An 18,081-nucleotide genomic window follows, 5' to 3' on the forward strand; every position below is an offset into this window, starting at 1 on the left:
TTATGAGACCAATTGCAGAAGCATACAAAGACTTTCCTATATTACATAAAGAGCATAATGGGCATCGTGTTATCTATTTAGATAGCGGTGCTACTGCTCAAATTCCACAGTCCGTAATTGACCGTGTTGTGGAACATATGACACAACGTAATGGTAACCCACATCGTGGTTCTCATATTTTAGCCATTGAAGCATCTGAAGACTATGAAAATGCACGGGATCGCGTAGTTGAATTTATCAATGCTCGCGAACGAGAAGAGGTTATATTTACACGTAATAGTACGGAGTCAATGAACTTGATTGCCCACAGCTATGGCCTTCATAATGTGAAAAAAGGTGACAAGATTGTCATTACTGTTGCTGAACATCATGCGAATCTTGTAACATGGCAATATGTGGCAGAACAGACGGGGGCAACCTTAGAATACATGTATCTTGATGAACATGGGCACTTAAAAGATGGTGAAATCAATAAAATTGATGAAAAGACTAAAATTGTTGCTTTCGCTCATGTTAGTAACGTGCTTGGTATGGAATTCCCAGTAAAAGAATTAACTGAGAAGGCTCACTCTGTAGGTGCTATTGTTGTTCTAGACGGTGCTCAATCTACACCTCATAAAAAAATTGACGTACAAGCATTGGATTGCGATTTCTTCGTATTCTCTGGCCATAAAATGTGTGCATCTCAAGGGATTGGTGTACTATACGGTAAACGTGATTTATTAGAAACTATGCCTCCATTCCTATTGGGTGGCGATATGATTGAGTATGTAAAAGAGCAAACTGCTACATTCAATGAGCTTCCATATAAGTTTGAGGCAGGTACTCCAAATGCTGATGGTGCCGTTTCCTTGCATGCAGCTATTGACTATTTGGAATCCTTTGGAATGGATGCTATAGAAGCCTATGAAGAGGAGTTAGTAGCTTATATTCTTCCTAAGATTGTTGAATTGCCACATGTCCATGTTATTGGTTCTCAAAATCCTAAGGAAAAACATGGCGTTATTGCGTTCACTGTAGATGATGTACATCCTCATGATGTAGCTACAATTTTGGATTCTAAGGGGATCTGCGTTCGTTCCGGTCACCATTGTGCACAACCATTAGGTGCGTTCTACAATGTATCTGCATCTACTCGTTTAAGTATGTACTTATACACTCGCAAGGAAGATTTAGACGCATTCCTTGAAGTATTAAAGACTGTTCGTTCAGTAATGGGTTTTAAAGATTAGGAGAATTACCACTAATGGAAATGGATCAATTATATACGGAACTTATTTTGGAACATAACCAAGATAAACGTAATAAGCATGAATTATCTGAATTTACAAATTCTGAACATGGACATAACCCTAGTTGTGGTGATGATCTAACATTACAACTCAATGTAGTAGATGGTATCATTAAAGATGCTGCATATACAGGTTCTGGCTGTGCTATTAGCCAAGCATCTGCATCTATGATGATTGATATCATTAAGGGCAAATCTGTTGAGGAAGCGCTTCGTTTAGTAGAAATTTTCTTGGGTATGATTAAAAAAGAGATTACCGATGAAAATGAGTTAGAAGAATTAGAAGATGCTATGGCTCTACAAAATATTTCTAATATGCCAGCACGTGTAAAATGTGCAGTTCTTGCATGGCATACATTGAAAGAGGCTTTAAAGAAATAATATGAAGAAAACGATATTATTTGATTTAGATGGAACCTTAACTGACTCTCAAGAAGGTATTCTTAAAAGCATTAAATTTGCATTGGAACATTTCGGTTATACTGTACCTGATGAAGAAACATTACAATTGTTCTTAGGACCACCATTGGTAGATGCTTTCCAAGAACATTGTGGTTTGACCTTTGAGCAAGCGGAAGAAACATACTTTAAATTCCGTGAACGTTATGGTACCATCGGTAAATTTGAAAATAAAGTATATCCGAATATTGTAGACTTATTGGCTAAATGCAAAACTGAACAATATACTATAGCTGTAGCTACTGCAAAACCAGAACATTATGCTAAAGATATTCTTGATCACTTTGAATTGACACCATACTTTGATGTTATTGTTGGTGCTAATTACGAAGCGGGATTGTTACACAAAAAAGAAATTCTTGAAAAAGCTCTCACGCTATGTGGTAACCCATTAACTGATGAAAATGGTCGTCGATTGACATTCATGGTTGGAGATCGTAAGTACGATGTAGAAGCAGCTAATGAACTTGGCTGTATCTCCATTGGCGTTACCTATGGTTATGGTACGGAATCTGAGTTAAAAGAAGCGGATGCCGAATATATCTGTGACGATGTTGATGAAATTGCTGATGTTCTCAATCTTGAAGAAATGATGGTTCGTAGATAAGCTATATAAATAGAATTACATATCAACCCAAATAAAAAGCTAGAGGAAATCCTCTAGCTTTTTTGTATCTTCATTTTATGTTATTTTTTTAGGCCACTTTTTTTAGCTAATGTTTTGATAACCTTAGCACTTTGTTTTTTCAACTTGCCCCCTGTTTGTTTGAGTTGGATACGTGTACGAGAAACACGACCAAGTGTAGTAATCTTAGTTTTGCGACGTGGCTTCATATCACGTTCGTTACCAAAGTCGCCACGTTGCACACTTGTTGCCTTTACTTTTTCAGCTCTAAAAGATTTACGTAAGGCTTTCATAATTAATGTAAGTGGTAATGTTTGCTCGAAGGAATACAAATCAACTGCTACATAACCAAGTGCAGGATATGTGTGCAATGTAAAGTGAAAACCTGGTGCGACAGAAAGGAGGGCGATTTCCTCGTCCATAACTTGACAACTGATTTCATCTACATCAAGTTCAGCTAAGTCAAATGCGGTTGCTACACTTTCCTGTACAGCTGTAGCGGATGAAATTGCGTCTTCATCGCAGGAATATAAATCAATTAACAGTTCTTGTCCTAATGCTTCTGCCATAACAACACCTTCCTTCAGAAAATAATATCTCATTTATTATACATAGATTTAAGGATTAAGTCCAATTATATGAGAATACATTAAAAGTCAAACGTTATTTTTATAAAATTTGACTTTTATATTGACTAAGGTCAAAAAGTCAAATATAATAGAGTTATGTTAAAGAACAAATAGTCAAAACTATAGTAAATAAACTTTAAAGGGGTGTTTTTTTATGAGTATGATAGCTGATAAAATAGAAAAATTTATATTAGACCGTATGCGTGAAGAACAAGAAAAGCTAATTTTAAAGCGTAATGAATTGGCTGATGAATTAGATTGTGCGCCATCCCAAATTAGTTACGTATTAAGTACGCGTTTTTCTAATGAGCGCGGTTTCGATGTTGAGTCAAGACGTGGCCTGGGTGGATATATTCGAATCAAAAAAATTAACCCAGAAAGTTCAGATTCTTTACCTGCTGTTACAACTTATCGGATTTATGAAGGTCCAAATGCGGTAGAACGATTAATTGATATGCGAGATGTAGATCAATCATTATTTCAATTATTACAATCTGAAAAGATTACCCGTCGTGAAGCTCAATTGATGCATAATTCTTTTGCTACATTAATTGAAAATGTAGACGTAGAAGAACGTAATGATGCTGTTCGTCAATTATATGCATCAATGGTGGACACTTTGCGGAAGGAGTGATGATTTGTGTTATGTGATCATTGCCATAAAAATGAAGCTACTATCCATATGACTAATATCATAAATAATCAAAAGACTGAGCAACATCTTTGCAGTGCTTGTGCCACCGAGTTACAACAAGCTGGGAAATTATCTCCTTATAGTTCTTTTATGAATGATATGTGGGATAATAACTTTTTTACTAATGATTTTTTTAAGAATATGGTGTATCCAGATAACTTATTAAAAGCTCATCAATCTAAGAGATGCCCTCAGTGTGGTATTACTTATGATGAATTCAATCGGGTAGGTAAGTTTGGCTGTGGTCAATGTTATGAGACTTTTAATAGTGAAATAAATCCATTATTAGAACGAATACAAGGTAGTTCTGAGTATGAAGGGGCTATACCTAGTCGTGGTACTAATGTATTTAAAGCAAAGTATGAAGTAAAGCAATTGCGCCGTCAATTAGATACAGCTATTCAAGCTGAAAACTTTGAAGAAGCCGCAATTTTGAGAGATAAAATTAAAAATCTAGAAGTTATCATCGATGGTGATAATGAATAGGAGGTTCTTATGTTAGATACTATATTGGACTCTCCGCTAAGTCAGTGGCTGTGTCAGGATACAGAGGCGACAGACCACATTGTAATTTCAAGTCGTATACGATTGGCGAGAAATTTTGATGATATATTGTTTACGAATCGTGAAGATACAGTTTCCTTAGAAAAAGTGAATACAATCTCTCGAGGCCTATTGCCAATATTAAAAAAGGCTGATGAGCATCAATATACAAATATTAGCCTTGAGCAATTAAGTCAACGTGAACGTGCTGTCTTAGTTGAAAAACATTTAATGAGTCCTGCTTTAGAGGAAAAATTACTGTATCGTAATTTGATCGTATCTGATGATGCTTCTATCGCAATTATGGTAAATGAAGAAGATCATTTACGTATTCAATCTATGGCTCCAGGACTTAAATTGCAACAAGCTTATAATCATGCAGTTCAAATTGATAAAGCTATCGAAGCAAAATACCCTTATGCCTTTGATGAGCGATTTGGTTATTTAACTGCTTGCCCCACTAATGTGGGTACAGGTTTACGGGCCTCTGTTATGTTACACTTACCCGCATTGACGTTATCTGGTCGTATTACGAGACTCATTCGTAACATAATACAATTAGGTTACTCTGTACGAGGGTTGTATGGGGAAGGTTCCGAAGCTTTAGGTTGTATTTACCAGATTTCTAATCAACGAACGATGGGTATTAGTGAAGAAGCAACTATTGAGCAATTGATTAAAATCGTAGAAGGAATTATTGCAGAAGAACGAAAGTCTCGGCAATCTTTATTACACAATGATAAAGAAGGTTTGGAAGATATACTTTGGCGATCCTATGGAGTTTTACAATATGCACGACGTGTAAGCGGTAAAGAGGCACTTAGTAAGATTAGTGATATTCAATTAGGTGTAGATTTAGAAATATTACCATTCTGGGGTAAAGATACTTTTAATGAGCTTGTTGCTATAACTAGACCAAACTTCCTCTCTAAATACTTAGGTAGTGAAAATTTGACAGATACCGATCGCGACAGCTATCGTGCAAAGGTGATACGTCAAAAAATTTCAAATTAATATAAGTACATAAATAATTAATGCATGATTATTTATTTTGTATAGATTGATTTATATAATTTTCTTAGTTTACTGTTAAGAGATTTGTAAAAAATAGTAAATATTAATACTAGATAGCATAATAGATTAATAGAGTTTAATAATATTTTTGATATTCCAATGGTTATTTCACCATTGTTTACATATATTTGAAAAGAAATAATTACAATTTACATAGATAGATGAGGTGATATTATGATGCAACGGTTTACAGACGATGCACAGCGTGTTCTTTCGTTAGCTCAAGAGGCTGCTTTGGAGTTAGGACATGACTATGTCGGTACTGAACACGTACTCATCGGCCTTACAAAGGTTAAAAATGGTGTAGCAGCTAAAGCTTTAGAAGAGCTTGGCCTTGTTACAGAAGATATTTTTGAAGCTGTAGAAGAACATGTAGGACGTGGTAATAAAAAGGCAACGTCAATATATATGACACCTCGCGTTAAGCATGTGCTTGAGCTTGCCATTCAAGTAGCAAATCACATGAATCACAACTACGTTGGTACTGAGCATATTCTATTGGGCCTACTTAGCGATGGTAGCGGTGTTGCTGTTGCTATTCTACGAGCTATGAATATACGTAGTAATGACGTAGTAGAAGCAATTCGTAGTATTCTTGGCTCGAATAAAGGTAGCAATAATGGTGGTCAAGAGGGAATAAATAGCAATAATGATTTAGGTGAGCTGTCAGATTTTGCAACTGACCTTAATGAGTCTGCTAAACAAGGTAAGATTGATCCTGTTATTGGCCGCGATACGGAGATTCAACGAGTCATTCAAATTCTCAGCCGTAGAACTAAAAATAATCCTGTTCTTATTGGTGAACCAGGTGTAGGTAAAACAGCTATTGCCGAAGGCTTGGCACAGCGTATTGTGACTGGTAATGTACCGGAGATTTTACGTAATAAACGCATTATTTCTCTTAGTATTGTTTCTATGTTAGCGGGTGCCAAGTACCGTGGTGAATTTGAAGAACGGTTGAAAAAAGCCATTGATGAAGTACAACAACATGATGATATGATTATCTTTATAGATGAAATTCATACATTGGTTGGGGCAGGTGCTACTGAAGGCGCTATGGATGCAGCTAATATCTTAAAGCCTGCTTTGGCACGAGGTGAATTCCAAGTTATCGGTGCTACAACACTTGATGAATATAAGAAACATATAGAAAAAGATGCTGCTTTAGAGCGTCGTTTTCAACCCGTTCAAGTAGGAGAGCCTAACGAAGAGGATGCTCTTGAAATTTTAAAGGGATTAAGAGATCGGTATGAAGCTTTCCATAAGGCTAAGATTACAGATGAGGCATTAACAGTAGCTGTGTCTTTATCTAGCCGATATATTACAGATCGATTCTTACCTGATAAGGCTATCGATGTAGTCGATGAAGCTGCATCTAAGGTTCGTATGAAAGTATTTTCTGCAGCACCTGATGTTAAAGCATTAGAGGATCGTCTCAATACAGTTAAGAAGGAAAAAGAAGCGGCTGTTACATCTCAAGATTTCGAAAAGGCTGCAAAGCTTCGCGATGAAGAACAATCACTAGTAAAAGAAATTGGTGATAAAAAATCTATCGCTAAAGAAAAAAGTGATCAAAAGTTAATAGTAACAGAGGAAGACATAGCTGCTGTAGTAGCGCAATGGACAGGCATTCCAGTGGCTAAAATTGCAGAAGAAGAGTCTGCAACCTTACTACATTTAGAAGAAGAACTTCATAAACGCGTAGTAGGTCAAGATGAGGCTGTTACTGCTGTAGCTAAAGCTGTACGCCGTGCAAGGGCTGGATTAAAAGACCCAAAACGGCCTATTGGTTCATTCTTGTTCCTTGGGCCAACTGGTGTAGGGAAAACTGAGCTAGCAAGAGCGCTTGCATCCTCCTTGTTCGGCGATGAATCTGCTATGATTCGACTTGATATGTCTGAATATATGGAAAAACATACTGTGTCTCGCTTAGTCGGTGCCCCTCCAGGTTATGTAGGCTATGAAGAAGGTGGCCAATTAACAGATGCGGTACGTCGTAAACCATATAGCGTTATCCTCCTCGATGAAGTGGAAAAGGCACATGCAGATTTCTTTAATATTTTGTTACAAGTTCTTGATGATGGTCGTCTTACTGATAGTCAAGGAAGAAATGTAGATTTCAGAAATACAGTTATTATTATGACAAGTAACTTAGGTGCTAAAGCTTTACATAAAAACTCTCCAGAACTTGGTTTCTTAGCAGCTAAAAAGGCTGATTCTAATGTTGATGAAAATAAAGGAATTGATTTTAAAGAGGCTAAGAAGTCGGTAATGGATGCGGTAAAACGTTATTTTAGACCTGAGTTTTTAAACCGCATCGATGAAATGATTGTATTCCATCCATTAACTGAAGAGGACTTAAAAGAAATTGTAACTATCTTGATGAGTGATGTTACAAAACGTCTTGAAGAGCGTGATTTACAGTTAGAAATCTCTCCTGAGGCTATGAAATTACTCGTTAAGGAAGGCTCTGATTTTACGATGGGGGCTCGACCATTAAAACGTGCTATTCAACGTTTAATTGAGGACCCAGTGTCGGATCTTATTTTGAAAGGAGATGCAAAAGAAGGCAAAATTATTAAAGCAGATGCAAAGGATAATAATCTTGTTGTATCAATATGATAAAAAATACAAATTATACAGTTGATGACTACCTTTCATATAAAAAATATAAGTTAAATGGTATACTATAGAATGATGATAGTTAACCATGTAGTAAAATTATGCATAAAAGGTCATGAATGGTTATCATTCATGACCTTTCTTTTTAAATGTATTGAGGTGTTATGGCAAAAGCAAAATCTGTATTCTTTTGTCAAAATTGTGGGGCTGAATCCTCTAAGTGGATGGGCCGTTGTCCACAATGTGGAGAATGGAATACATTAGTTGAAGAAATCATTAAAGAAACTAAACATAGTCGAACACCTTCTCGAGGTGTTGGAAATCAAACGGCGAAGCCTACCGCCTTGCCAGATATCGAAATTTCTTCTATTGCACGCGTATCTACAACCTTTGATGAAATTGACCGTGTATTAGGTGGTGGCATAGTGCCTGGTGCTCTAATGCTTTTAGGTGGTGATCCTGGTATTGGTAAATCTACTTTGTTACTACAAGTATCCCAGAAGATAGCCGATACAGTAGGAGCAGTTCTTTATGCATCTGGTGAAGAGTCTCAGTTACAACTTAAACTTCGAGCAGAACGACTGCATATTAATAGTGAACGGTTACAAGTTATTGCAGATACTGATCTAGATCATATATTGGAGCAAGCTGAAGCAATGACTCCTTCCTTACTAGTCATTGACTCTATACAAACTATGTATACTGGAGATATAGATGCTGCGCCAGGCAGTGTTAGTCAAGTTCGTGAATGCACATCTCGCCTACTTCGCTTCTGTAAAGAACGAAATATACCTACTGTAATCATTGGTCATGTAACAAAGGAAGGCAATATTGCAGGGCCTCGTATGTTAGAGCATATGGTAGATGTAGTGCTTTACTTTGAAGGGGAGCGTTCTTATCAATTCCGTATATTACGGTCCATTAAAAACCGTTTTGGTTCTACATCAGAAACAGGCATTTTTGCCATGGTAGAGGAAGGGTTACAGGAATTGTCCAATCCATCTGCTTCTCTCTTGGCAGAGCGTTCCGATGAAGAAAGTGGCAGTGCTGTTATGATTTACCTCGAAGGGGTTCGGCCCATCTTAGTAGAGGTACAAAGCTTGGTCGTTACTACGGCCTTTGGTATGCCTAGACGTACGGCGATTGGTTATGATCTTAACCGATTAATTGTATTATTAGCAGTCTTAGAAAAACGCTGTAGCTTTACATTAGGTAATAAAGACGTGTATGTAAATGTCATCGGTGGTCTCAAGGTAAATGAACCTGCTTGTGATTTATCTATGGCGGTTGCCATTGTGTCAAATCTGAAAAATCGAATCGTTCCAACAGATATGGTAATTTTAGGTGAAGTAGGCTTAACTGGTAATGTTCGCAGTATTCCTCGCATTGAACAGCGTATAAATGAAGCCAAGAAATTAGGTTTTAAAAAGTTTATTATTCCTGAAGGCAACTATAAACAAATCAAGGATAATGATAGCTCTATCAAAATTAAAGGTGTCAAATCTATACAAGAGGCGATGCAACTCGTATTTTCATAATTAGGAGGTGATTTCATGATTTATCGGATTTTACGCTATGTAATAGCCATTTTAGTAGGTACAGCCGCCTACGTGGGAATGGATAGCTTAGCACCTATTATTGACCCATATTTGGTCTCTCAATTTGAATCTTTTGGGGACATGTCGTTAACAATTGCACGTATTGCAGTATTAATCGTAGGTACTCTATTAGGCCTTGTTATTGGTTATCTGATTTCATCATTTATTCTGAAACAAGGTTTAGTAATTGCTAAAAGATTAGAGCGTATTCTTACTCATATTCCAAATCAAGAATTGATTGCAGGCACCATCGGTTTATTATTCGGCCTTATTATTGCAAATCTAATTGGTGTTGCATTCAATCAAGTACCTATTATAGGACCTTATATTCCTATAATTTTGAGTGCTATTTTTGGATATAGTGGACTTAAAATCATGGCTCGTAAAGGCCCCGAAATGTACAATAATTACGTACAACAATGGGGAGGAGATAGCACTAAAAAAACAAGTCGTTTTAAAATGTTTTCAACTCATAAATTAGATAAATCTTCTAGTACGCCAAAATTACTAGATACTTCAGTTATCATTGACGGTCGTATCAAAGAACTATGTGCTACGGGCTTCATTGAAGGCCCTCTTATGGTGCCACTATTTGTATTAAATGAGTTACAGGTAATTTCTGACTCTGCGGATGCTACGAAACGCAACCGTGGCCGACGTGGCCTTGATATTTTGAAGGATATGCAAGATGCCAATAAGGTAGCTATAGAAGTTGTTGAAGATGATTATGATGATCTTGTAGAGGTTGATTCAAAACTTATGCGACTTGCTTTAGATAAGCAATGGAAATTGATGACTAATGACTTTAACTTGAATAAGGTGGCTCGTGTACAAGGTATTGAAGTGCTTAACCTCAATGAATTGGCAAATGTATTAAAACCTGCTCTAATCGCTGGAGAATGGATTCGCGTTCAAATCATGAAAGAAGGTAAGGAAGTACACCAAGGTGTGGCTTATCTCGACGATGGCACGATGATTGTCGTAGAGGATGGTAAACCTTATGTTGGTCAAAATGTAGAGGTTATGGTTACATCCATATTACAAACGAGTGCAGGACGGATGATTTTTGCTCGTGTAGATGGAGGACAAAATGGGCAAGGCAATTAGTTGTATCGTTCTCGCTGCAGGTGCTGGTCGCCGTATGGGATACAAAGAAAATAAGATATTTATTCCTTTAGGGGGACATTCTATTATTCAACGTACCATACAAAATGTAGAAAAGATTGAATGTTTAAAAGAAATTATTCTTGTTGTAGCTGAAGGCGAACAAGAATATATGTCTAACCATATTCAAGGGTTGGATTTGCATATTCCTGTAAAGATAGTGCTTGGTGGAAGAGAACGTCAAGATTCTGTGGCATATGGGCTCAAAGCTGTATCAGAAGATAGTAATATTGTGCTAGTTCATGATGGCGCGCGTCCATTAGCATCAACGAAACTGTTTGATTCTGTTGTTAGGGCCGCAATAGAATATGGAGCTGCTACTGTAGGTGTCCCTGCTACGGATACGATTAAACGGGTTAATACAGAGCATACCGTAATAGAAACCTTGAAACGCAGTGAGTTATATCAAATTCAAACACCACAAGGCTTTCAAAAAGATCTATTTAAAGAGGCCCATCAAAAGGCTTATGACGAAAAATATTTAGGCACTGATGATGTGTCCCTCGTCGAGTATTTAGGTAAGCCTGTACATATAGTAAGTGGAGACTATTGTAATATTAAGGTGACCACACCTAATGATATTGCAGTAGCAAAACGATATTTAGGAATTGAGGATAAGCGTATGCGCGTTGGATTTGGTTATGATATTCATCAATTAAAAGCAGGGCGTCCTTGTATCTTAGGTGGTGTTCATATCGAGTCTGACCTTGGCCCTGATGGTCACTCCGATGCGGATGTTCTCATTCATGCATTGATGGATGCCATGCTAGGTGCCGCTGGTTTACGGGATATTGGATACTATTTTCTACCTGAAGACGACCAGTATAAAGGGATTTCTAGCATGCTTTTACTAGAAAAAGTAAATTTCTTATTGAAAGAACGTGGGTTACAAGCCTATAATATTGATATTATGGTTATTTCTGAGACACCTAAATTAAAACCTCACATCGATATGATGAAGTCTAATTTACAGTCTATTTTAGAGATACCATTAGATCGCATTAGTATTAAAGCGACAACAAATGAAATGCTAGGGGCTATTGGTCGCCGCGAAGGCATTGCTGCACAAGCTGTCGTTTCTGTATATGAAGGAGAGATTTAATCATGAGTTCCATGAAAGTTCGTTTTGCTCCAAGCCCTACGGGTCCATTCCATATTGGTGGTGCTCGTTCTGCTTTATTTAACTGGTTATTAGCACGTAAGGAAAAAGGCACATTTGTATTGCGCATTGAAGATACAGATTTAGCTCGTTCTACACGTGAAAGTGAAGAGAATATTAAAGCTTCCTTACAATGGCTTGGCATGAACTGGGATGAAGGCATTGATGTAGGTGGTAATAATGGTCCTTACCGTCAAACAGAACGTCTTGATTTATATAAAGAAGTAACACAACGCTTATTGGATGAAGGTAAAGCTTATGAGTGTTACTGCACACCTGAAGAGTTAGATGCGGTGCGTCAAGATCAAATGGATCGTGGGGAAACACCAAAATACAACGGTCATTGTGAACACTTAGATGAAGAGACAAAGGCTAAATACATTGCTGAAGGTCGTAAACCTACAATTCGTTTGCGTGTACCGTTGAATAAAACATACGCTTTTGATGATATGGTACGTGGGCATGTATCCTTTGAGTCCAATGGTGTAGGTGACTTCGTTATCGTTAAATCCGATGGTATTCCTGTATATAACTTTGCTGTAGTAATGGACGATCATATGATGGGGATTACTCACGTTATTCGTGCAGAGGAACATCTATCCAATACACCTCGCCAAATGGCTATCTATGAAGCTCTTGGTTGGGAGGTCCCTAAGTTTGGTCATATTTCTTTGATTCTTGGTAAAGATTACAAAAAAATGTCCAAACGTCATGGTGCTACCTCTGTTGAACAATACAAACAATTAGGGTACTTGCCAGAAGCACTTGTAAACTTCTTGGCACTTCTTGGTTGGGCTCCTGAAGGTGAAGAAGAATTCTTCACACAAGATGAATTAATTCAGGCTTTCTCTATGGATCGGGTAGCGAAAAATCCTGCTGTGTTTGATATTGATAAATTGAACCATATAAATTTCCACTATATGAAGAATTTGAGTGATGAAGAGTTATTCCATCTTTGTTTACCGCATTTGAAAGAGGTTGGTTTAGCTCCAGATAGCTTGAATCAAGCTGATATTGATTGGTTGACATTATTATGCTCTACATTCCGTGATCATATTAGCTATGGTGCTCAAATCAAAGATCATGTAGGCTTGTTTATGGGCGAAACAGTATTCCTTGAAGAGGGCCATGAAGAAGAATTGCGTGCTGTATTGAATGAAGAAACAGCTCCAACAGTTCTCGGCGCTTTCCGGAATGCATTGGCTGAACTTGATGAAATTACACCTGAAGTTGTAAAAGCAACAATCAAGGCCGTAATGAAAGAAACCTCTTTAAAAGGTAAATTCGTATTTATGCCAATTCGTGTAGCTTTAACAGGTCAAATGCATGGTCCAGATTTGAATAATATTGTTACATTACTTGGTAAAGAAAAGTGCTTACATCGTTTAGATAATGTAGGTGCATTAACAAAATAAATTTGATCAATTAATCAAAGGAGTTCACGTAACAGGTGTTATGTGAACTCCTTTTGTATGTGTTGTTAATATTCTATAGAAATGCTATAATAATCGGCGTATTAAATTTTGATTTATTATGAAAGCGAGTGTTTTTATGAGTGTTATTCGTTCTATTAATCACTTATTCAATAGTTATCTATCCTGGATAGTACTATTGATGGCTGTTTTAGCATATATGCTACCTGCAGTATTTTCTTGGATGACTCCTTATATTGCTTACATGCTACAGTTTGTTATGTTTGCGATGGGGTTAACATTAACGGCTCAAGTCTTTATTGATGTATTTAAGTAACCAATGAAGGTTATTCTCGTATCCGTAATCCAATTCTTATGGATGCCATTAGCAGGTTTCTTAGTAGCCTTAGCATTTAATTTTCCTTCAGAAGTTGGGATTGGTTTTATCTTGTTGGGTGCATGTCCTGGTGGTACTGCTTCTAATGTAATGACCTTCCTTGCAAATGGTAATGTTCCCTTATCCGTATCAGCAACAACTGTATCCACATTATTGGCACCTATTTTAACGCCTTTATTTGTCGTATTATATGCTGGTGCAACATCTTCTATTGAAATTCAATTTATGCCAATGTTTATATCCATTGTAAAAATTGTGTTAGTACCAATTATTTTGGGGATTGTATTGAATTACTTTATTGGCGCAAAAATTGAACCTGTAAAATCTGTATGTCCAACCATTGCAGCTATCGCGGTATTGCTTATCTTGGCAGCTGTAACTGCAGTTAACCAAAAGCAAATTGCCGAAACCGGTTTCATTATTTTTGTAGCGTGTTTAGTACAAAATTTGAGTGGTTATGTTGTGACATACTTGGTATGTAAAGCCCTCAGTATTGATGTGTCTTCTCGTCGTGCTATGCAAATCGAAGTGGCTATGCAAAATTCTGCATTATCCGTATCTTTAGCACTAAAACACTTTACACCACAAGCTGCGGTAGCAGGTGCAGTATTCTCCATCATTCATAACTTTACAGGATCTATTTTTGCAGGTATTTGCCGTAAACATGATGATCAAGATAAATTAGAAAATGCTTAATATTAATTGATTTGATGTAATGACATTATTATTACTTGTGTACTATAAAAGCTATTGTTATGAATGATAATAGTAATTTAATATTCTGATTATATATCCTCATCTTTCTAATTAAGCTATTTAAAATACCTATGTATGATATGTGAATAGCTGCCTATGAAAGATGGGGATCTTTCTTGTAAATATTGACATTCTATAGCTTTATTGGTAAAATATTTTTATATATGAATATAGATTATTTTAATAGCTGAGACTGAAAGAAGTACTCTACGACTAACTTTTTAGCGAGAACCGATGGTGGGAGGGTTCATGGATAGGTAGATGAAATGCATTCACGAGCTGACACTCCGATTATAGGTAGGTTTGTCCGGCGACGCACCGTTATGCGATGAGTGGGTATCGCTATTGGTACCTAACAGAGTGGAACCGCGGACCATCGTCTCTGTATGAGATGAGAGGTCTTTTTTATTTTACAAAATTGGAGGCATCGGTAACGATGAGAGAAATTACTGTTTATAATACTATGACGCGCCAAAAAGAGGTTTTTAATCCTGTAACACCAGGTGAGGCAAAAATGTACGTATGTGGTGTCACACCATACAATCATCCTCATATTGGCAATGCTCGTCCTTTCGTGACTTGGGACGTAATTCGTCGCTATATGAAACATGTAGGCTATAAAGTAACATATGTACAAAACTTTACTGATGTGGATGATAAAATCATCAACACTTCTAATGGTGAAGGTGTCTCTTGGGATACCATTGCAAACCGTTATATTGATAGTTATTTTGAAGTAATGGATGCGTTAGGTGTACAACGTGCAGACATTTATCCACGTGTATCTACACATATTGATGATATCATTGCTATGATTCAAACATTGATTGACAAGGGCTACGCCTATGAACTCGATGGCGATGTATATTATAGTGTGGAGAAATTTGAACATTACGGTGAGTTATCTGGTCGTACATTAGACGATATGGAAGCAGGCGCACGTATTGAAGTAGATGGTCGTAAGAAGAATCCTATGGACTTTGCTTTGTGGAAAGCAGCAAAACCTGGTGAACCTTATTGGGAAAGCCCATGGGGGAATGGTCGTCCAGGGTGGCACATTGAATGTTCTGCTATGAGCCAAAAATATTTAGGCACAGAATTTGACTTCCACGGTGGTGGTAGCGATTTGATTTTCCCTCATCATGAAAATGAAATTGCTCAATCAGAAGGTTGCTCTGGTCAACATCCAGCAGTGCGCTACTGGTTGCACAATGGTTTTATCACTATTAATTCTGAAAAAATGTCTAAGTCCTTGAATAATTTCTTCTTGGTAAAAGATATTTTAGAACAATATAGTCCTGATGCATTGCGTTACTTCTTATTGAGCACGCATTACCGTAGCCCATTAGATTTCTCTGATGAGCGTCTAGAAGAAGCTAATAAATCTTTGGAACGGTTAAGCACAGCTATTGAAAACCTTCTTTACCTTGAAAAATGTGAGCCAGGCTCATGTGATGAAGCTCAACGCTTATTAGAAAAAGCGAAAGCATACGAAGAAGAATTTGAGGATGCTATGAGTGATGATTTCAACACTGCTTTAGCAACTTCTAGTATGTTCGGTCTTGCAAAAGAAATTAATATCTACTATCAAGCTGTAACAAGTAGAGAAGGCGTTGTTTGCCAAGAGGCAATTGCTGAAGTGAAACGAATCTTCAAATTTATGACAGATGTTATTGGTGTTCTTGAAAAAGCTTGGGAAGGCAATACGGGTGCTAATGCTGCTGAATATGAAGAATTAATGCAAGTTATTCTTTCTGTACGTCAAGCTTGTCGCGAGCAAAAACAATGGTCATTAGCTGATTGTATCCGCGATCGATTAGCTGAGATTGGTATTACCATTGAGGACTCTCCTCAAGGTGCACGGTGGAAAAAACGTGAAGTTTAAACAATTTCAATTCTTAAAGAATGAAGCGATAAAGAAACTAACGGCTCTTGAAGAAGAGCCGCTTCGTTTGCGCAAACGAACAATAGAGGAGTGCCTAAGTGCCGATGCAGTTATGCTAGCTTATATCGGTGATGCAGTATACTCCATGTATGTGCGCGAACGCGTAGTACAAATGAATATTACAAAAGTACAGATTTTACATACTATCGTTACTGAATTTATTTGTGCTAAATCACAGGCAAAAGTATTGCTAGAAATAGAAAATACTCTCACAGAAGATGAACAAGCTATTGCACGCCGTGCTAGAAATAGTAATGTAAACGTGCCTAAAAGTAGTACTGTTCAAGAATATCGCAGTAGTACGGCCTTTGAAGCAGTACTAGGATTTCTTTATGAAACGCGCCAAGATGAGCGCTTACAGCATATCTTGGGGCAAGCCTTTTCTATAACTCTACGAGGTATGTAGTATGGATAATTATATTGTAGGTCGCAATGCGGTTAAAGAAGCCCTTAAAAGTGGCCGTTCTATTCAACGTATTCTGGTCAGTGAAGATAAGGTAAAAACAGGGTTAGCTGATATTGTAAATCTTGCTAAATCTCAAGGTATTGAAGTTAGACCAACACCAGTTAAACAGATGAATAAGTACGATTTAGAGGTACCACATCAAGGGGTTATAGCTCTTGTATCGGCCGTTCAATTTAAAGAATTGGGCGAGGTATTACAAGAAACGACACATGAGGTTCCGTTGCTCATTTTAACGGATGGTGTTGAAGATCCACATAATATGGGAGCTATCATTCGTACTGCTGAATGTGCGGGTGCTACGGCTGTACTCATTCCTAAACGACATAATGCGCCTATTAATGCTACTGTTGCGAAGACATCTGCTGGAGCTATTGAGCAAATTCCACTTGTACAAATTGGCAATGTAGCGCAAACCATTAAACAACTTCAAAAACAGGGCTTTTGGGTAATGGGGGCTCATATGGAAGGTGATCGTACCTTGTATGAAGCTGATATGAAAATCCCTACGGTTATAGTCATTGGTAATGAAGGTAAGGGGATTAGTCGCGTTGTAAAAGAAGCTTGTGATTTCCTTGTAACAATTCCTATGTATGGAAATTTGAATTCTTTGAATGCATCTGTTGCAGCTGCAGTTCTTATGTATGAGGCGGTACGTCAACGCCAGGCGAAATAATCATGCTAAAAGATATCTTAATTGTAGACGGCTATAATGTTATTTTTGCTTGGACTCATTTGAAAAAATTGGCTCATGAGTCTTTAGAACATGCGAGAATGGAGCTTCGAGATAGATTGTTGAACTATGGTAAATTTAAGGGTTACGAAGTAATCCTTGTATTTGATGGTAAGTATACAAAATCTGGAGGTTCCATTGAATCCATTACAAGTGGATTTATCGAAGTGTATACTGAGGATGGAGAAACGGCGGATTCCTTTATTGAACGAGAGGTATTTTTACGTAAAGGTAAATATACTAATGTATATGTTGTGACCTCCGATGGAGCAGAGCAAAATCAAATTCTAGGCTCTGGCGGGTTGCGTATTCCTGCTCGTGAGTTGCAAAATATGATTCGTATAGCTAAGGAAGAAGAACGACTTCAATATGCTCATGAACATAGACGTGATCAATTTTCAGTGCGTCGTAATGAAGTGGGAGGTTTATTATCTCCTGAAGTTGCTGAAAAGCTTGAGAAATTGCGTCGAGGTCATTGATAGTTGAAAATCATATACCGTTCCAGTATAATAAATAT

At 37.3% G+C, this 18,081-nt stretch carries 16 protein-coding genes, 1 pseudogene and 1 other annotated feature; of the genes and pseudogenes, 16 read left to right on the forward strand and 1 reads right to left on the reverse strand.

From position 1 onward, the window contains the following. Window positions 1–2: 2 nt before the first annotated feature. From ACLRYO_RS01820 to ACLRYO_RS01830, 3 genes are read left to right on the forward strand one after another with little or no spacing between them, the layout of a single operon-like run. A complete protein-coding gene (locus tag ACLRYO_RS01820; RefSeq protein ID WP_004696029.1) occupies window positions 3–1,232 on the forward strand; it encodes a SufS family cysteine desulfurase in 1,230 nt (409 codons plus the stop codon). Window positions 1,233–1,246: 14 nt separating this feature from the next. Next, window positions 1,247–1,672: a Fe-S cluster assembly sulfur transfer protein SufU gene (gene sufU / locus ACLRYO_RS01825; protein ID WP_004696027.1), complete on the forward strand. Its 426-nt coding sequence runs from the start codon at window positions 1,247–1,249 to the stop codon at window positions 1,670–1,672. 1 nt (window position 1,673) lies between these two features. Further along, a complete protein-coding gene (locus tag ACLRYO_RS01830) occupies window positions 1,674–2,357 on the forward strand; it encodes an HAD hydrolase-like protein (protein ID WP_004696982.1) in 684 nt (227 codons plus the stop codon). 80 nt (window positions 2,358–2,437) lie between these two features. Here the strand turns inward: ACLRYO_RS01830 and ACLRYO_RS01835 are convergent, their stop codons facing one another. Continuing rightward, complete coding sequence (locus tag ACLRYO_RS01835) at window positions 2,438–2,944, reverse strand: S-adenosylmethionine decarboxylase family protein (protein ID WP_004696023.1); 507 nt, start codon at window positions 2,942–2,944, stop codon at window positions 2,438–2,440. Between the two features lie 214 nt (window positions 2,945–3,158). Between ACLRYO_RS01835 and ACLRYO_RS01840 the strand changes: the two genes are divergently transcribed. From ACLRYO_RS01840 to ACLRYO_RS01900, 13 genes and pseudogenes are all read left to right on the forward strand, one after another. Then, window positions 3,159–3,638: a CtsR family transcriptional regulator gene (locus ACLRYO_RS01840; protein WP_101928331.1), complete on the forward strand. Its 480-nt coding sequence runs from the start codon at window positions 3,159–3,161 to the stop codon at window positions 3,636–3,638. 48 nt (window positions 3,639–3,686) lie between these two features. After that, window positions 3,687–4,184: a UvrB/UvrC motif-containing protein gene (locus ACLRYO_RS01845; protein WP_008601086.1), complete on the forward strand. Its 498-nt coding sequence runs from the start codon at window positions 3,687–3,689 to the stop codon at window positions 4,182–4,184. A gap of 9 nt (window positions 4,185–4,193) precedes the next feature. Further along, window positions 4,194–5,255 carry a protein arginine kinase gene (locus ACLRYO_RS01850; protein WP_101928330.1) on the forward strand — a complete coding sequence of 354 codons (1,062 nt, stop codon included), beginning with the start codon at window positions 4,194–4,196 and terminating at the stop codon, window positions 5,253–5,255. A gap of 234 nt (window positions 5,256–5,489) precedes the next feature. After that, on the forward strand, window positions 5,490–7,937 hold the full coding sequence (locus ACLRYO_RS01855; protein WP_287532950.1) for an ATP-dependent Clp protease ATP-binding subunit: 2,448 nt from the start codon (window positions 5,490–5,492) through the stop codon (window positions 7,935–7,937). 164 nt (window positions 7,938–8,101) lie between these two features. After that, the gene (radA, locus tag ACLRYO_RS01860; protein ID WP_413084647.1) at window positions 8,102–9,475 is read left to right on the forward strand and encodes a DNA repair protein RadA; all 1,374 of its coding nucleotides are present in this window, start codon (window positions 8,102–8,104) and stop codon (window positions 9,473–9,475) included. A 15-nt stretch (window positions 9,476–9,490) separates the two neighbouring features. Further along, window positions 9,491–10,642: a PIN/TRAM domain-containing protein gene (locus tag ACLRYO_RS01865; protein WP_004696009.1), complete on the forward strand. Its 1,152-nt coding sequence runs from the start codon at window positions 9,491–9,493 to the stop codon at window positions 10,640–10,642. Beyond that, window positions 10,626–11,801: a 2-C-methyl-D-erythritol 4-phosphate cytidylyltransferase gene (gene ispD / locus ACLRYO_RS01870; RefSeq protein WP_413084648.1), complete on the forward strand. Its 1,176-nt coding sequence runs from the start codon at window positions 10,626–10,628 to the stop codon at window positions 11,799–11,801. Before ACLRYO_RS01865 ends, ispD begins: the two co-directional genes overlap by 17 nt. 2 nt (window positions 11,802–11,803) lie before the next feature. Further along, window positions 11,804–13,273: a glutamate--tRNA ligase gene (gltX, locus tag ACLRYO_RS01875; protein ID WP_008714033.1), complete on the forward strand. Its 1,470-nt coding sequence runs from the start codon at window positions 11,804–11,806 to the stop codon at window positions 13,271–13,273. A 118-nt stretch (window positions 13,274–13,391) separates the two neighbouring features. Then, a pseudogene (locus ACLRYO_RS01880) lies at window positions 13,392–14,363 on the forward strand (bile acid:sodium symporter family protein). Window positions 14,364–14,603: 240 nt separating this feature from the next. Then, window positions 14,604–14,810, forward strand: a binding site (T-box leader). A gap of 49 nt (window positions 14,811–14,859) precedes the next feature. Next, window positions 14,860–16,308, forward strand: a complete 1,449-nt coding sequence (gene cysS, locus ACLRYO_RS01885; protein ID WP_278618119.1) for a cysteine--tRNA ligase — start codon at window positions 14,860–14,862, stop codon at window positions 16,306–16,308. After that, window positions 16,298–16,774 (forward strand): Mini-ribonuclease 3, encoded by a 477-nt coding sequence (locus ACLRYO_RS01890; RefSeq protein ID WP_119563009.1) that lies wholly within the window; start codon window positions 16,298–16,300, stop codon window positions 16,772–16,774. The genes cysS and ACLRYO_RS01890 overlap by 11 nt, the downstream gene beginning before the upstream one ends. Window position 16,775: 1 nt before the next feature. Then, window positions 16,776–17,507 (forward strand): 23S rRNA (guanosine(2251)-2'-O)-methyltransferase RlmB, encoded by a 732-nt coding sequence (gene rlmB / locus ACLRYO_RS01895; protein WP_278618116.1) that lies wholly within the window; start codon window positions 16,776–16,778, stop codon window positions 17,505–17,507. 2 nt (window positions 17,508–17,509) lie between these two features. Further along, window positions 17,510–18,043 (forward strand): NYN domain-containing protein, encoded by a 534-nt coding sequence (locus tag ACLRYO_RS01900; protein WP_004695995.1) that lies wholly within the window; start codon window positions 17,510–17,512, stop codon window positions 18,041–18,043. Window positions 18,044–18,081: the final 38 nt, after the last annotated feature.

The organism is Veillonella parvula (assembly GCF_047241225.1).
Lineage (GTDB): Bacteria > Bacillota > Negativicutes > Veillonellales > Veillonellaceae > Veillonella > Veillonella parvula_O.

What these genes read in the sequence shown, in the direction of transcription:
- ACLRYO_RS01820 (WP_004696029.1), top strand. Translation starts at nt 3, where the DNA reads ATGAGACCAATTGCAGAAGCATACAAAGACTTTCCTATATTACATAAA.
- sufU (WP_004696027.1), top strand. Translation starts at nt 1,247, where the DNA reads ATGGAAATGGATCAATTATATACGGAACTTATTTTGGAACATAACCAA.
- ACLRYO_RS01830 (WP_004696982.1), top strand. Translation starts at nt 1,674, where the DNA reads ATGAAGAAAACGATATTATTTGATTTAGATGGAACCTTAACTGACTCT.
- ACLRYO_RS01835 (WP_004696023.1), bottom strand. Translation starts at nt 2,944, where the DNA reads ATGGCAGAAGCATTAGGACAAGAACTGTTAATTGATTTATATTCCTGC.
- ACLRYO_RS01840 (WP_101928331.1), top strand. Translation starts at nt 3,159, where the DNA reads ATGAGTATGATAGCTGATAAAATAGAAAAATTTATATTAGACCGTATG.
- ACLRYO_RS01845 (WP_008601086.1), top strand. Translation starts at nt 3,687, where the DNA reads ATGACTAATATCATAAATAATCAAAAGACTGAGCAACATCTTTGCAGT.
- ACLRYO_RS01850 (WP_101928330.1), top strand. Translation starts at nt 4,194, where the DNA reads ATGTTAGATACTATATTGGACTCTCCGCTAAGTCAGTGGCTGTGTCAG.
- ACLRYO_RS01855 (WP_287532950.1), top strand. Translation starts at nt 5,490, where the DNA reads ATGATGCAACGGTTTACAGACGATGCACAGCGTGTTCTTTCGTTAGCT.
- radA (WP_413084647.1), top strand. Translation starts at nt 8,102, where the DNA reads ATGGCAAAAGCAAAATCTGTATTCTTTTGTCAAAATTGTGGGGCTGAA.
- ACLRYO_RS01865 (WP_004696009.1), top strand. Translation starts at nt 9,491, where the DNA reads ATGATTTATCGGATTTTACGCTATGTAATAGCCATTTTAGTAGGTACA.
- ispD (WP_413084648.1), top strand. Translation starts at nt 10,626, where the DNA reads ATGGGCAAGGCAATTAGTTGTATCGTTCTCGCTGCAGGTGCTGGTCGC.
- gltX (WP_008714033.1), top strand. Translation starts at nt 11,804, where the DNA reads ATGAGTTCCATGAAAGTTCGTTTTGCTCCAAGCCCTACGGGTCCATTC.
- cysS (WP_278618119.1), top strand. Translation starts at nt 14,860, where the DNA reads ATGAGAGAAATTACTGTTTATAATACTATGACGCGCCAAAAAGAGGTT.
- rlmB (WP_278618116.1), top strand. Translation starts at nt 16,776, where the DNA reads ATGGATAATTATATTGTAGGTCGCAATGCGGTTAAAGAAGCCCTTAAA.
- ACLRYO_RS01900 (WP_004695995.1), top strand. Translation starts at nt 17,510, where the DNA reads ATGCTAAAAGATATCTTAATTGTAGACGGCTATAATGTTATTTTTGCT.